Annotated in this window: 10 protein-coding genes; 2 read left to right on the top strand and 8 right to left on the bottom strand. The window is 72.4% G+C overall.

Going from position 1 to position 14,776, the window contains the following annotated elements:
- Positions 1 to 106 precede the first annotated feature (106 nt).
- The 5 genes from Sru02f_RS15255 to Sru02f_RS15235 form a co-directional block, all read right to left on the bottom strand.
- A complete protein-coding gene (locus Sru02f_RS15255) occupies positions 107 to 2,425 on the bottom strand; it encodes a GH92 family glycosyl hydrolase (RefSeq protein ID WP_109030569.1) in 2,319 nt (772 codons plus the stop codon).
- Between the two features lie 58 nt (positions 2,426 to 2,483).
- Positions 2,484 to 5,102, bottom strand: coding sequence for a PA14 domain-containing protein (locus Sru02f_RS15250; RefSeq protein ID WP_109030568.1), 2,619 nt, complete (start codon positions 5,100 to 5,102; stop codon positions 2,484 to 2,486).
- 202 nt (positions 5,103 to 5,304) lie between these two features.
- Positions 5,305 to 6,525 (bottom strand): glucose-1-phosphate adenylyltransferase, encoded by a 1,221-nt coding sequence (glgC, locus tag Sru02f_RS15245; RefSeq protein ID WP_109030567.1) that lies wholly within the window; start codon positions 6,523 to 6,525, stop codon positions 5,305 to 5,307.
- Between the two features lie 50 nt (positions 6,526 to 6,575).
- Positions 6,576 to 7,739: a glycogen synthase gene (gene glgA, locus Sru02f_RS15240; protein WP_109030566.1), complete on the bottom strand. Its 1,164-nt coding sequence runs from the start codon at positions 7,737 to 7,739 to the stop codon at positions 6,576 to 6,578.
- A gap of 94 nt (positions 7,740 to 7,833) precedes the next feature.
- Positions 7,834 to 8,724, bottom strand: a complete 891-nt coding sequence (locus Sru02f_RS15235) for a (2Fe-2S)-binding protein (RefSeq protein ID WP_109030565.1) — start codon at positions 8,722 to 8,724, stop codon at positions 7,834 to 7,836.
- Positions 8,725 to 8,951: 227 nt separating this feature from the next.
- On the opposite strand from Sru02f_RS15235, the gene Sru02f_RS15230 reads away from it, so the two are divergent.
- Positions 8,952 to 10,199 carry a DMT family transporter gene (locus Sru02f_RS15230; RefSeq protein ID WP_109030563.1) on the top strand — a complete coding sequence of 416 codons (1,248 nt, stop codon included), beginning with the start codon at positions 8,952 to 8,954 and terminating at the stop codon, positions 10,197 to 10,199.
- Here the strand turns inward: Sru02f_RS15230 and rpfD are convergent.
- Positions 10,189 to 11,496, bottom strand: coding sequence for a resuscitation-promoting factor protein RpfD (gene rpfD, locus Sru02f_RS15225; protein ID WP_109030562.1), 1,308 nt, complete (start codon positions 11,494 to 11,496; stop codon positions 10,189 to 10,191). The two genes, Sru02f_RS15230 and rpfD, sit on opposite strands and share 11 nt — an antisense overlap.
- A 317-nt stretch (positions 11,497 to 11,813) precedes the next feature.
- Between rpfD and gndA the strand changes: the two genes are divergently transcribed.
- Positions 11,814 to 13,253, top strand: coding sequence for an NADP-dependent phosphogluconate dehydrogenase (gene gndA, locus Sru02f_RS15220; protein ID WP_109030561.1), 1,440 nt, complete (start codon positions 11,814 to 11,816; stop codon positions 13,251 to 13,253).
- Between the two features lie 454 nt (positions 13,254 to 13,707).
- Here the strand turns inward: gndA and Sru02f_RS15215 are convergent, their stop codons facing one another.
- Positions 13,708 to 14,394: an aspartate/glutamate racemase family protein gene (locus Sru02f_RS15215; protein WP_109030560.1), complete on the bottom strand. Its 687-nt coding sequence runs from the start codon at positions 14,392 to 14,394 to the stop codon at positions 13,708 to 13,710.
- Between the two features lie 34 nt (positions 14,395 to 14,428).
- Positions 14,429 to 14,773 (bottom strand): GNAT family N-acetyltransferase, encoded by a 345-nt coding sequence (locus Sru02f_RS15210; RefSeq protein WP_164277021.1) that lies wholly within the window; start codon positions 14,771 to 14,773, stop codon positions 14,429 to 14,431.
- Between the last annotated feature and the right edge of the window lie 3 nt (positions 14,774 to 14,776).

The following is a 14,776-nucleotide window of genomic DNA, read 5'->3' as shown; positions in this document are numbered from 1 at the left end:
GTCAAGTACGATCAAGCTACGCACAGTTAACAGGAGATTAAAGTCCCGCCCCTTTGGACAGGGGCGGGACTGCCATGACTCATGGGGCGCCTGTGCTCGCGTCGGCTCAGGTCAGCGGCGGCGGCACCGCCTCTGCCCCGGTACCCCACCCGGACGGCTGCGGGCCGACCGTGAAGGCGAGCGACCGCACGGAGCGCAGTGCGTCCGTCGTCAGCCACGTCCGGGCGTAGGCCGAGCCGTCGGTGCGGGCCGACTGGACGTACCGGTCGGTGTCCGAGGTGCCGGGCGCGGTGATCGTCAGGGCGCCGCGCGGGTAGTAGCGGCGGTCGAGGGTGAGGTCGACGCGGTCGAAGACCGGGGTGGACAGGCCCCAGGTGTCGTAGCCGGGCTGGATCGGGAAGATCCCGATCGAGGACAGGACGTTCCAGGCGGACATGGTCCCGAGGTCGTCGTTTCCGGTCATGCCGGTCGGCGTGTCCGTGAACAGGGTGAGCGCCGCGTGCACCACGTCGGTCGTCTTCCAGGGCTGCCCGGTCGACAGGTAGGTGTACGGGGCGATGAGGTCGGGTTCGTTCTGCGGGTTGTACTTGTCGGCGTTGTAGTAGTCGTACGGCCCGTTGACCCACACCTCGCGGGCGGTCTTCGCCGGGTCGGCGAGGAGCTGGTCGTAGGCGAAGAAGGAGTCGAGCCGCTCGTTCGCGGCCTCGGTCCCGCCGATGAGGTCGATCATGCCGGGCAGGTCCTGCGGCACCAGCCACTGGTACTGCCAGGACGTCCCCTCGTGGAAGCCCTCGCTCTGCGCCGGGTCGGCCGGTCCGGTGAAGGCGCCCTCGGCGTCGCGGGCGCGGAAGAAGCCGGTCGAGGGGTCGAAGACGTTGCGGTAGCTCTGGGCGCGCTCGGCGTACCGCTTCGCGTCCGCGTCGTGGCCGAGGTCGCGGGCCATGCGGGAGAGCATGGCGTCGGACAGGGCGTACTCCAGGGTCGCGGAGGCCCCGTGGTCGTAGTCGGAGTCGCCCGGCTTGGCGTGCGGGCGGCCCTTGACGTACGGCGCGAAGCCGTCGGCGAGGTACTCGCGGTTGGCCTCCCGTCCGACGGCCGGCGAATCGGCGGGCGGGACACCGTCCGCGTTCTTCCTCAGCGCCCGGTAGGCCTTCTCCTCCCAGCCGTGCAGCAGGCCCTGCTGGTAGGCGTTGGTGAGGAAGGGGGTCACCGGGTCGCCCGTCATGATGTTGGTCTCGACGGTGCCGTAGCCCCACTTGGGCAGCCAGCCGCTCTCCTCGTCGATCTTGATGACGGAGATCGCCATGTCCCGGGCCTCGCGGGGTGCGAGCAGGGCGAGGAGCTGGGACTGGGTGCGGTAGGTGTCCCACAGGGACCAGTTCTGGTAGTACGTGAAGCCCTTGGCGCGGTGGATCTCCTGGTCCCAGCCGGTGTAGCGGCCGTCGACGTCGCTGCCGACGTTCGGCGCCAGGAAGGACCGGTACAGGGACGAGTAGAAGGTGCGGCGCAGGGTGTCGTCGCCGCCCCGGACCCGGACGTCGTCCAGCCGCTTCTCCCAGGTGCGGTCGGCACCGCGGCGCACGGAGTCGAAGGAGTGCCCGCCCTCGGCGCGCAGGTTGAGCGCGGCGCCGCGCGCGTCCACGTAGGACAGCGCGGTGGTGGCCTCGACGGTGCGGTCCTTCGTGGTGTCGAAGCGGACGTAGGCGCCGTCGCCGCCGCTCTTCGCGCCCGCGGTCACGGTGCCGTCGTCCCAGGTGCCGTGGGAGGCGAAGGGCCGGTCGAAGCGGGTGATCGTGTAGACGGTGTACGGCTTCGTGTCCTGGCAGAAGCCGCTGCCGGTGATCGCGGTGCGCACGGTGCGGCTGTCGAGGACCTCGACCTTGGTGGAGATGTTCTTGTGCAGCGACTGGCCGGCGTTGAGCAGGACGTTGGCCTTGTCGGTGGCCGGGAAGGTGTAGCGCTGCACCCCGGTGCGCTCGGTGGCGGTCAGCTCCGCCTCGACGCCGGAGTCGAGGCCGACCCGGTAGTAGCCGGGGCTCGCCTCCTCGTCCTCGTGGCTGAAGGAGGCGGCGTACTTCGCGTAGTCCGTCTCGGTGACGTCCCCGGTGGTCGGCAGCACCGGCAGGTCGCCGCCGAGACCGCAGCCGACACCCGAGAGGTGGACCAGGGAGAAGCCGCGGATGCGGGTGTCGGAGTGGTCGTAGCCGGTGTTGTGGCCGGTGTCCGGCGAGAACTGCACCATGCCGAAGGGCACGGCGGCGCCGGGGTAGGTGTTGCCCTCGTTCTCCGTCCCGATGAACGGGTTGACGAGGTCGGTCAGGTTCTGGTCGGCCGTCGGGGCGGCCTGCGCCGCCGGGGCGGTGAGCAGCGCGGACGCTGCCACCACCCCGGCCACGCACAGCCGCAGACGCCGGGTGCCTCTCATGTGCGGTGACCTCCGGAAGGTCTGCTGTGTCGTGCGGTTGTTCCTCGGGGGAGGGTGATCAGGCGGTGCAGCCCGCCGGGGTCGGCCGGGACGCGTCGTGGATGAGTGCCTCCTGGGCGGCCCTGACCCGTTCGACGTCCGGCTTGAGCACCTTGCGGTCGTACGTCGTCAGGCCGTTCAGCTCGCCCTCGACGTCCGAGATCTGGGTGTAGACGGCGCCGTTGCTGCCCCGGCAGACCAGGGCCCGCACCTCGTCGAGCTTGGTGAGGTAGTCGTCCGTGTACGTCTGCGGGTCGACGTCGACGTACGACTGCTGCACGGACCAGGCGTGTCCGGGCACCGCGAGGCCGAGGCCGCCGTACTCGCCGGTGACCAGGGCGCGTTCGCCGTCCGGGGAGGGCGGCAGGGCGGGGCTCGGGTAGCCGTGCTCGTCCATGATGTCGCCGGCGCCGCCGTCGGCCCCGAGGTTCAGGCCCGACTGGTTGTTGACGAGCCGGGTCGGGTCCCAGGCCTTGGCCTGCGCGGCGACGCGGCCGATGTCGTACTGGCCCCAGCCCTCGTTGAAGGTGACCCACATGACGATCGACGGGTGGCTGACGTGTTCGTCGATCATCTCCTTCATCTCCCGCTCGTACTCGGCGCGGGCTGCGGTGGACGGGTTCTTCCCGGCGGTCATCGCGGGCATGTCCTGCCACACCATCAGGCCCAGCCTGTCGGCCCAGTAGAACCAGCGGTCGGGCTCGACCTTGATGTGTTTGCGCACCGAGTTGAAGCCGAGCTGCTTGTGCAGCCTGAGGTCGTACGCGAGGGCCTCGTCGGTGGGCGCGGTGTGCAGTCCGTCGGGCCAGAAGCCCTGGTCGAGGGTGGCCATCAGGAAGGTCGGTTTCCCGTTGAGCATGGTGCGCGGGACGCCGTTGACCTTCTCGACGGCGATGGAGCGCATCCCGAAGTAGCTCTCGACCCGGTCGTGTCCGACGGTGACCTTCAGGTCGTACAGGAACGGGTCGTCGGGCGACCACAGGCGCGGGTCGCGGATCTTCAGGGTCAGCGGCTCACCGGTGCGGCCGCTGACCGTGGCGACCTTGCGGTGCCCGGCGTACGCCGTGGCCCTGACGCGTACGCCGTCGCGCACGCCCTTGGGCTCGACTGTGAGGGTGCTCGCCGCGCCGTCGACGTGCGGGGTGAGCTTGAGGGAGTCCACGTGGTCCCGGGCGACCGGCTCCATCCAGACGGTCTGCCAGATGCCGGAACTGGGCGTGTACCAGATGCCGCTCGGGTCCAGGCGCTGCTTGCCGAGCGGCGGGTTCTCGCCGTTCGCGGCGTCGGTCGGGTCGTAGACGCCGACGATCAGCTCCTGGGTGCGGCCGGGCTTGAGGGCGTCGGTGACGTCGGCGCTGAACTTGTCGTAACCGCCCTTGTGGTCGGCGACCTTGGTGCCGTTGACGTACACCTCGGACTGCCAGTCGACGGCGCCGAAGTTCAGCTTCAGCCGCTGGGCGGAGCCGATGTGCCAGTCGCGGGGCACGGTGAAGGTGCGGCGGTACCACATGCGGTCCTCGTGCCGCTGGATGCCGGAGAGCTGGGACTCCACCGGGTACGGGACGAGGATGCGCTCCTTGAGGTTCTTGCCGACCGGCGGCTGCTCGCCCGCCTCGGCGGCGGCGAACTGCCAGCGGCCGTTGAGGTTCTGCCAGTCGTCGCGCGTGAGCTGCGGGCGCGGGTACTCAGGCAGGGCGTTGTCCGGCCCGACCTCGTCGGCCCAGTCGGTGCGCAGCTCGTAGGTGGACTCGTTGCCACCGCTGCTCCAGAAGGCGTTGACAACGTTGCCTTCGGTGTCGGTGAGGCCGCCTTCGCCGTCGTAGCGGACGTCGGCGGTGCCGGGCGCGTCGCCGTTCTTGTTGCCGACGACGGGCTGGTCGAGGGCGACGAGCAGGGTGCTCGGGTCGGCGGGGTCCAGCTTGGTCTCGCCGAGCGGCCACGTGGCGCCGCCGATCACCGCTTCGAGGTGGTCGGTGAGACCGGCCGGGGGTGCGGCGAGGGGGCTCGCGAAGTCGAGCTTGAGGGTGCGGCCGGTGGATTGGACGGTGGTCGCCGTCGCGCCGTTGTAGTCGAAGCCGTCGGGCAGGCGGAACGCCGACTGCGGGATCGCCTCCTTGCTGCCGCCGGGCTCGGTCCAGCGCAGATGGAGGTTGGAGCCGCCGTAGTGCTCGAAGTACTCCAGCTTGATGTCGTAGGACTGGCCGGCCGTCAGCTCGATGGGCTGGGCGGTCTGTTCGCGGTCCCAGTCGTCGACCCAGTGGTCGATGGCGAGCTGTCCGCCGACCCAGAGGCGGAAGCCGTTGTCGCCGATGATCGAGAAGGTGTGGGCGCCGGTCTCCTCCGGGACGAGCTTGCCGGTCCAGCGGACGCTCACGTCGTCCGACTGCCCGGTGGCGAAGGCGAGTCGCGGTTCGAGGGTGTTGAAGTCGACCTGCGGGTCGAAGCCGGTGGCCTTGAGCTCGTGGAAGTCGAAGGCGCCAGGGGCGGACTGGGTGTAGTACTCGCCCTTCAGGCCGTGGATCTCCGCGGCGTCGTCGGTGTCGGCCGCGTTGGCGGCCGGCACGGCGGCGAGTCCCGCGACGCCGAGCGCGGCGGCCAGCAACAGGGCGAGTTTGTCTCTGAGTCGTTTGGTGCGCACGGACCCTCTCCTCGAGAACGGGTGGTGGCTGATGGCTCAGGACATCGATGTCATACATCGATGTAACGGCAGCGGTGCAGAGGCATGACAACACGGATTCCGCTTGGCGTCCAGGGACATGACAACGGCCCCGGGCTCAACGCGCGCACCACGCGCGCCCGGAGCCGTCGTCCGTCCCCTCGCCCGTCCGGGCGGGTGTCCGTCACGGCACCCGCTGCCCCTTGCCCAGCGCGATCACGCCGCCCTTGGAGACGGTGTACAACTCCCCGTCCCGCTGCGGGTTGACGCCGATCGTCGCGCCCGGCGGCACCTGCACGTTCTTGTCGAGGACCGCCCCGCGCACCACCGCGCCCCGGCCGATGTGCACGTTGTCGTGCAGCACCGAGCCCTGCACGACCGCGCCCGGGTCGACCAGCACCCCCGGGGAGAGCACGGACCGGGTGACCTGCCCGCGGATCAGGCAGCCCGCGCTGATGATCGACTCGCTGGCGATGCCCCCGGCGTTGAAGCGGGCCGGCGAGAGCTGCGTGGAGTGGGTGTAGACCGGCCAGTCCCGGTTGTAGAGGTTGAACGCGGGCCGCTCGGCGATCAGGTCCATGTGGGCGTCGTAGTAGGCGTCCAGCGTGCCCACGTCCCGCCAGTACCCCTGGTCGCGGGTGGTCTCCCCCGGGACGTGGTTGGCGCTGAAGTCGTACAGCGCGGCCTCGCCCCGGTCGGTGAGCTGGGGCAGGATCGAACCGCCCATGTCGTGCACGGAGTTCTCGTCCTCGGCGTCCCGCTGCAGCGCCTCGACGAGGGCCTTGGTGGTGAAGACGTAGTTGCCCATCGAGGCGAAGACGCACCCGGGGTCGTCGGCCAGACCGGGAGGATCGGCGGGCTTCTCCAGGAATCCGGTGACGGTCTGCCCGTCCGAGCCCGGCGTGATCACGCCGAAGGACGGCGACTCGGCGCGCGGGACCCGTATCCCGGCGACCGTGACACCCGCCCCGGACTCGATGTGCTGGGCGAGCATCTGGCGCGGGTCCATCCGGTACACGTGGTCGGCGCCGAACACCGCGACGTACTCGGGCTGTTCGTCGTGCACCAGGTTCAGGGACTGCAGGATCGCGTCGGCGCTGCCGAGGAACCAGCGCGGGCCGAGGCGCTGCTGGGCGGGGACGGGTGTGACGTAGTTGCCGAGCAGGCTGGACATCCGCCAGGTGGTGGTGATGTGCCGGTCCAGGGAGTGCGACTTGTACTGCGTGAGCACACAGATCCGCAGGATGTCGCCGTTGACCAGGTTGGACAGCACGAAGTCGACCAGGCGGTAGGTGCCGCCGAAGGTGACCGCGGGTTTGGCGCGGTCCGCGGTCAGGGGCATCAGGCGTTTGCCCTCTCCGCCCGCCAGCACGATGCCGAGCACCGAAGGACCTCCACGACGCATGGCCGCTCCCCTCACCCTCGTTCACCCTCGGCCGCCCCGGGCGGGGCGGCTCAAGCCCGCTTGAGGATCTCCTCGTAGAGCCGGACCGTGCGGCGCGCGACCGCGTCCCAGCCGAACTCCTCCACCGCGCGCCGCCGGCCCGCCTCGCCCATCCGCCGGGCGGCCGCCGAATCGCCGAGGACGGAGTCCACGGCGCGCGCGAGACCCGTCTCGAAGGCGTCGTCCGCACCGTCCTCCCTCGGGACGAGTACCCCCGTCACGCCGTCGGCCACGACCTCGGGGATGCCGCCCACCCGGGAGGCCACCACCGGGGTGCCGCAGGCCATCGCCTCCAGGTTGACGATGCCGAGGGGCTCGTAGACGGAGGGGCAGACGAAGACGGCGGCGTGCGTCAGGAGCTGGATCACTTCCGTGCGCGGCAGCATGCGCGGGATCCAGTGCACGCCCTCGCGGGCGCGGCTCAGCCCGGCGAAGAGGTCCCGGAACTCCTGGTCGATCTCGGGGGTGTCCGGGGCGCCCGCGCACAGCACGACCTGCGCGGCGGGGTCGATGTCCCGGACCGCGCGCAGCAGGTGCGGCACGCCCTTCTGACGGGTGATGCGGCCGACGAACAGGACGTACGGGCGGGAGCGGTCCAGGCCGACCCTGTCCAGCACGTCGGTACCGTGGTCGGGCCGGTAGAGCCGGGTGTCGATGCCGTTGTGCACGACGTGGACCCGGGAGGCGTCGAGGTCCGGGTAGCAGCCGAGGATGTCCTCGCGCATGGCGCCGGAGACGGCGATCACCGCGTCGGCCGCCTCGAACGCGGTGCGCTCGGCCCAGCCGGACAGGGCGTAGCCCCCGCCGAGCTGCTCTGCCTTCCAGGGGCGCAGGGGCTCCAGGGAGTGGGCGGTCACCACGTGCGGGACGCCGTGCAGGAGCTTGGCGAGGTGGCCGCCGAGGTTGGCGTACCAGGTGTGGGAGTGCACCAGTTCGCGCCCTTCGAGGGCGGCGGTCATGGCGAGGTCCACGGAGAAGGTGCGCAGCGCGTCGTTGGCGCCGTCGAGCGCGGACCAGGGGCGGTGGCGCAGCACGCCGTCGGTCCGGCCCTCGCCCCAGCTGTGCACGTCCAGGTCGACGAGGCGGGCGAGCTCCCGGGCGAGGAACTCGACGTGGACTCCGGCGCCGCCGTAGACGTCCGGCGGGAACTCTCGGGTCAGCAGTCCCACGCGCACCCGGAACCTCCCGTCTCGGCGGCTGGTTCCCTCATGGTCACCCAGAGCGGGCGCCTGGGGAAGAGCGCGGAGGACGCGGAGGGGGCGGTGGCCCTCAGGGCTCCGGCGGGCGCGTGAGGCTGTCGGGCTCCGGCGGGCGCAGGGAGCGGGCGGGCTCGGGCTGGCGCAGGGAACGGGCGGACTCCGGCGGGCGCAGGGAACGGGCAGGGCCGGGCGGACGCGGCGGACGGGCGGGGCCCGGCGGGCTCGGGAAGCAGCAGTCGCCGCAGACGCCCCCGCCCGGCACCCGGTAGTACAGGCAGCAGCTGCGGCGCCGGAAGGACGTGCCGGTGAGCGCCCCGGTGCCGGCGAGCAAGGGGTGGGCCAGCAGGCCGGCGGTGAGCGACCGGGCGCGGGCGGCGGTGTCCGTACGGCCGTGTCGGCGGGCCCAGCCCTCCAGTTCCCGGCCGGCGCCGGCCAGGGCGGAGGCCGCGTTGCCGCGCAGCAGTCCGCTCGCGACGCCGTAGCGGGTGTGCACGGCCTCGGCGAGGGGGGCCAGGTGGGTGGTGAGGACGACGTCCGCGACGGTGACGCCGTCCCCCGGCCGGGCGCGCACCTCGGTGAGCCACAGGTCGTCGGGAGCGGTGGCCTCGGGGTCCCAGTGCAGCAGCCGGGGGTCGAGATCCGGGACCTGCCCGTATAGGACGGCGCAGCCCAGGGTCACCGACCACAGACGGGCCGCGAGTCCCTGCTGGGCCACCGAGGCGGCGACGCGGGCCTCGGGGGCGCCGAGCGCGGTGGCGACCCTGCGGACACGACGGCCCAGCGGATCGGAGCATTCGAGCGGAACCTGAACGTCCGGCGCCCCGTCTCCGTACTCGGGTGCGTAGACGTCCGCGAGGGGCGCGAGGGCGGCGGGCCGCCGTGACGGCGCGGTCCGCGAGACGCGCAGGACCGAGAAGCCGCCGAGCGGGCGGAGGGCGGAGAGGGCGGGGTCGAGGTCCACGGAGAGCAGTAGTATCAGGGCCCTCAGGGGACTGGGCCAGGGGTCGGGGCCGGAAGTCGCCCACCCTGGGGAGGACGGCGGCGCCGTCGTACTCCATCGGTAGTAGGACCCAAAGAATGCTCAGGGACGACGACGGGAAGACCCTGAGACGGCATCGTGTTGTCCATGGATGACGACCGTTCGCCGCGCCGGGCCCAGCGCCCCCGCCTCACGCAGAGGAGCAGCCGATGAGCGCCCTCGCGTTGTCCGTGCTGCTGTCGCTCGTCTCCGCCGTGGCCTACGCGGGCGGGGCGATCGTGCAGGAGCAGGTCGCGGCGTCGTCCCCGGGTGCCCAGTTCGCTCCCGTGCGCCGGCCCGCCTGGTGGGCGGCGGTCTCGCTCAACGGCCTGGGCGGTCTGCTGCACGTGGTCGCCCTGGCGCTCGGTCCGCTGAGTCTGGTGCAGCCGCTGGGAGCGCTCACCATCGTCTTCGCGCTGCCCATGGCGGCGCTCTTCGTGGGCCGCAGGGCCGGTGCGACGGCCTGGCGGGGCGCCCTGATGGCCACGGTGGGTCTCGCCGGTCTGCTGTCCCTGGTCGGTGCCTCCGACGCGCAGTCGCTGGACACGGCGCAGCGGGTCGGGGCGGCGCTGGTCACCGGTGGCGCGATCGTCGCGCTGATGATCGCCGGCCGGGCCGCGCACCGGCACCCGGCGGTCCGCAGCATCCTGCTGGCGACCGCGTCCGGCATAGCGTTCGGAATGTCCTCGGTCTTCACCAAGACCGTCGCGGTCGACTGGAACGGCGGGGTGTCGGCCGGTGATCTGCCGTCGCTGGCCGTGATCGGCGTACTCGCCACGGCCGGCATGGTGCTGTCGCAGGCCTCCTACCGGGGCGCCGGTCTCGCCGCCCCACTGGCCACGCTGACGGTCGTGAACCCGGTGGTGGCCGCCGTCGTCGGCATCACGATGTTCGGCGAGACGTTCCGCTACGGCACGACCGGCACCGTGCTCGCCCTGAGCTGCGGTGTGGTGGCCGCCGGTGGACTGATCATGCTGACGACGGAGCGCATCGCGCGGGAGGGCGCAGGTACCGAGGAGTCCACGGCCCTGGCCGAGGAGACGGTGGCCCTTGTGGCGGCCGGGGCGGCAGCGCTCGGGACCTCGGCACCCGGACCGGCGCAGGCGCAGTCGGCCGGGCTGGTGCAGGCCGCCGGGCCGGTCGAGGGCGTCCCGGTCCGGGAGCCGGTGGCTCCGGCGACCGCGGTGGCACCGACGAGCGCGGTGTCACCGGTACCGCAGGTGGCCCGGTTGTCCGACAAGGTCTTCGTGCCGTCACCGGTGGCACCGCCGGTCCCGGACACCGCCCCCGCCGAAGAGGCGTACGAAGCCCGGACACCGGAGGAGGGCGACGCCACGACGCTCTTCTACGGCCCCTTCTACGGCGGCCCGTTCGTCCCGTCCGTGCTCGGCCCCCAACGGGTCCGGATCAGATCCTGACGCCGCCGGCCCGCAGGTACGCCACCGGGTCGACGTCCGAACCGAAGCCGGGCCCCGTCCGCACCTCGAAGTGCAGATGCGGGCCCGTGACGTTGCCCGTGGAGCCGGAGCGGCCGAGGCGCTGACCGACGCCCACCGACTGTCCGCTCTTCACGGAGATCGCCGAGAGGTGCGCGTACTGGGAGTAGCGGCCGTCCCCGTGCCGGACCACCACCTGGTAGCCGTACGAACCGCCCCACCCCGCGCTGACCACCCGCCCGTCCGCGACCGACTTGACGGAGGTCCCGGTGGGGACGGGGAAGTCGACGCCGGTGTGGTAGCCCTTGGACCAGGAGGAGCCCGTTTGGTGGTAGGGCGTACCGGTGGCGGCGTCGACGGGGGCCACGACGGCTCGGTGGGCGGTGGCCTTGCCGGCCGCCTTGGCCTTGCCGCTGTCGGAGGACGACTCCTTCGGCGCCTTCCGCTGCTCCTGTTGCTTCTGCTCCTGCCGCTTCTGTTCCTTCGGCTGTTGCTTCGGCTGTTGCTTCGGCTCTTTCCGCTGCTGCTTCTGCTGCTTGTCCTGCTGTTTCTGCTGCTGCTCGTCCTGCTGCGGCTGCTGCTTGTCCTGCCGTCTTCCCGCCTCGGTTCCGGGTGCCTTGGTGGTCCCCTGCCCGCGGAGCGACAGGCGCTGGCCGGGCAGGATCAGGTCGGGGTCGGTGCCGATCGCGCTGCGGTTGGCCTCGTAAAGCCGCTGCCAGCCGCCGCGTACCTCGTGGGTGTCGGCGATGCCGGAGAGGGTGTCGCCGGTGACCACCGTGTACATCCTGGCCTTGCCCGCCCGGGACTGCGGGGTGGTCTGCGGCTGGACGTCCTTCACCGAGTCCGACGTCTTCTGCGCCGGCGCCGCGGACCCGGCCGGCCGGATGTCGGGCGGGTCGCCGCCCCGGGTCAGTCCGGCCCGCTCCGAGCACACCGGCCAGGCGCCGGGCCCCTGCGTGTCCAGCACCTTCTCGGCGACGGCGATCTGCTGCTCCCTGGTGGCCAGGTCGGCCCGCGGGGCGTACCGCGTGCCGCCGAAGGCCTCCCAGGTGGACTGGGTGAACTGCAGCCCGCCGTAGTAGCCGTTGCCGGTGTTGATGTCCCAGTCGTCGGTGGACTCGCAGGCGGCGACCTTGTCCCAGGTCGCCACGTCGGCCGCGTGGGCCGTGCCGGTGCCGACGAGGGGGAGCGCCAGTCCCGCGCCCCCCGCGGTGACGGTCAGTGAGGCGCGGTTGATCCTGTTCGGCTGGTACCGGCGGTGCCGGCCGCGTACGACCATGGAGGTCCCCCTCGGCATTGCGTCAGGAGGGGCAAAAGTAAGCGCCGCGAACAGGCCATGACAAGACGGCAACCGGCCGGTTGGTCACCCCGAGTGGCCGGGAAGGAGCGGCCGTTGGCCGGATGCGAGGTCGCCCCCGCTGAGGTACCCGGCCCCTTCCGCCCGTACTGAGGTCGCGGGGGAGAACGGGAAGCAGAAAGTGCGACGTGCGTCCCGGCACGTCAGCATGGTCGAGCGCCGAAACCGGCGATACTGGCGGGCACCGGCACCACCTACACAGGGCACCACGGACACCAAGGTCACTAGGAGCCAACCCAATGAGCACTACAGCGCAGATCGGCGTCACGGGTCTCGCGGTCATGGGCCGCAACCTCGCCCGCAACTTCGCCCGCAACGGCTACACCGTCGCTGTGCACAACCGGACCGCGTCGCGCACGCACGCGCTGGTGGAGGAGTTCGGGAGCGAGGGCGATTTCGTGGCGACCGAGACCGCCAAGGAGTTCGTGGCCGCGCTGGAGCGCCCGCGACGCCTGGTGATCATGGTGAAGGCCGGTGACCCGACCGACGCGGTGATCCGGGAGTTCGCCCCGCTCCTCGAGCCCGGGGACATGATCATCGACGGGGGCAACGCGCACTTCGCGGACACCCGGCGCCGGGAGCGCGAACTGCGCGAGCAGGGCATCCATTTCGTGGGCACCGGCATCTCGGGCGGCGAGGAGGGCGCGCTGCACGGGCCCAGCATCATGCCGGGCGGCTCGAAGGAGTCGTACGAGTCCCTGGGCCCGATGCTGGAGAAGATCTCGGCGAAGGCGGCGGACGAGGCGCCCTGCGTGACGCACGTCGGGCCCGACGGCGCCGGTCACTTCGTCAAGATGGTGCACAACGGCATCGAGTACGCCGACATGCAGTTGATCGGCGAGGCGTACCAGCTGCTGCGCGACGTCGCCGGGTACTCCCCCGCGCAGATCGCGGAGATCTTCCGGACCTGGAACACTGGCCGCCTGGACTCGTACCTGATCGAGATCACGGCGGAGGTCCTGTCGCACGTGGACGGGGCGACGGGCAAGCCGTTCGTGGACGTGGTGGTCGACCAGGCGGAGCAGAAGGGCACCGGCCGCTGGACGGTGCAGATCGCGCTGGACCTGGGCGTGCCGGTGTCGGGCATCGCGGAGGCCGTCTTCGCGCGCTCCCTGTCCGGGCACGCGGCACTGCGTGACGCCTCGCGCGGCCTGGCCGGCCCGAAGGCGTCCCCGCTCGGCGAGTCGGAGGCGGCCGCCTTCGCCGACCGCGTCGAGCAGGCGCTGTACGCCTCGAAGATCGTGTCGTACACGCAGGGCTTCCACGAGATCGCCGCGGGCAGCGAGGAGTACGACTGGGACATCGATCTCGGCGCCGTCTCGGCGATCTGGCGCGGCGGCTGCATCATCCGGGCGGCCTTCCTGGACCGCATCCGGGCCGCCTACGACGCCCGGCCGGACCTGCCGAGCCTGCTGTCGGACGAGACGTTCGCCCAGGAGATCGCCGCCGCGCAGGACGACTGGCGCGAGGTCCTGGTCGCCGCGACCCGGCAGGGCGTGCCGACGCCGGGCTTCGCCGCCGCCCTCGCCTACTACGACGCGCTGCGCGCCGAGCGGCTGCCCGCCGCGCTGACCCAGGGACAGCGGGACTTCTTCGGGGCGCACACGTACCGCAGGACGGACCGGGGCGGCGCCTTCCACACACTGTGGGGCGGTGACCGGTCGGAGGTCACCGCGTAGCCCCACCCCTTCACCCGTGCCCTCCCCCGGCGTGCGGCGCCCCCTCGCTCAGGTGAGGGGCGGCCCAGGTTCGGGGTTGGGCGCGGGCTCGGGCCCCGGCGGGATCGGGGACGGCGCGGGCCCGGGAGGACCGGGCGGGTCGGGCGGCGGCTGCGGGCCGGGGCCGGGGGCGGCGGGGTCGGCTGCGGGCCGGGACCCGGAGGCTGGGGCGTGGGTTGCGGCCCGGGACCTGGGGGCGGCGGCGGAGGGGTCGGTTCCGGGCCGGGGGCCGGTGGTGAGGCCGGGTCCGGGTGCGGATGCGGGGGCTCCGGGTCCGGACCGGGAGAGGGTCCTGGAGTGGGCCCGGGCGGGACGGGATCCGGATACGGGTTCGTCATGGCGCTGTCCTCCGGCCAGTCGGTCGACGTCGGCTCTGTGGACTTGTCCCCCGCCTACCCGACGGCCGCCTCCTCACTCACTCGCCGGTAGGAACCCCGGCGTCCGGGTGGGCCAGCGTGCTCGGCCGGTCCCTGCGTGCCGCCGCCGCCCCGGCGGCCAGCCCGGGCTCGGGACTGGCCAGCACGGGAACGCGGGCCGTCGTCGACTTCCTGGCGGGTGCCATGGACGCCTGGGCCAGGACGATCACGTCGGCGCCGGTCACGGAGTCGGCCGCCTCGGCAACCCGGCGCAGGTAGCCTTCGCCGTCGCCGGCCTCGAACCGCGACCAGGCGCCCTCCACCAGCCGGGTCCGCACCTCCACGGGCCGGTCCGCGCGGCGCGCCTCCTCCGCGATCAGTGCCGCCGTCGGCGCGAGCGTGCTCTCCAGGGCGGCGAGGACGAGGACACGCGGACCGACGGCCACCGCAGCGGCGGCCATGGGCCGGTCGACGCGCAGTACCGGCACGCCGGCCCCGGCGGCCGCCGCCTCGGCGACAGCCCCGATGGTCGAGCAGGTGCACAGTACGGCGCGTGCCCCTTCCGCCACCGCCCGCCTCAGCACGGCGGCGACGGCGTCGGCCACCGACTCGGGTCCTTCGCGCCGCGCCCGCTCCAGCAGCTCCGCGTCGACGTGATGCCGCAGTTCAAGGCCCGGATGGCCCGCGTCACGCAGCGCGTCGAAGACCGGAACGTGAACGGCCGAGGTGTGCAGGAGCGCCAGCACGCCGTCCCCTCCGCTTCTCTTCACCTCGTCCGGGTCAGAACAGCCCGGGATGTGCCACGAGCCACTCCTTCGCCGCGCGCAGCAGCTCCGGATCGGCGGCGGGCGCCTCGTCCGGATGCCGCTCGGCCCACTTCACGACGTACGGGCACAGCGGGGCGACGGTGACGCCCTCCCGTCGTGCGATTCCGTACAGCTCACGCGCCAGGGAACCGGCGATGCCCCGGCCCTCGTGGGCCGGTTCGACGATCGTGTGGACGGGGACGAGGGCCCTCGCGGGAGCCTCCAGGACGAAGTACTCGACGCGCCCGACGACCTCTCCGGCCGCGACCGCCTCCAGCCGTCCCGCCGCCCGGTCGTCACGGATCTCGATGTCACTCACGGC

This window comes from Streptomyces rubrogriseus, from assembly GCF_027947575.1.
GTDB classification, from domain to species: Bacteria; Actinomycetota; Actinomycetes; order Streptomycetales; family Streptomycetaceae; genus Streptomyces; species Streptomyces rubrogriseus.
Note: the sequence above shows the minus strand (reverse complement) of the source record. Positions and strands in the feature narration are given on the sequence as shown.

Excerpts from the sequence above, each read along its gene's own strand:
- Sru02f_RS15255 (WP_109030569.1), bottom strand. The coding sequence starts at position 2,425 with ATGAGAGGCACCCGGCGTCTGCGGCTGTGCGTGGCCGGGGTGGTGGCA.
- Sru02f_RS15230 (WP_109030563.1), top strand. The coding sequence starts at position 8,952 with ATGAGCGCCCTCGCGTTGTCCGTGCTGCTGTCGCTCGTCTCCGCCGTG.
- glgC (WP_109030567.1), bottom strand. The coding sequence starts at position 6,525 with ATGCGTCGTGGAGGTCCTTCGGTGCTCGGCATCGTGCTGGCGGGCGGA.
- rpfD (WP_109030562.1), bottom strand. The coding sequence starts at position 11,496 with ATGGTCGTACGCGGCCGGCACCGCCGGTACCAGCCGAACAGGATCAAC.
- gndA (WP_109030561.1), top strand. The coding sequence starts at position 11,814 with ATGAGCACTACAGCGCAGATCGGCGTCACGGGTCTCGCGGTCATGGGC.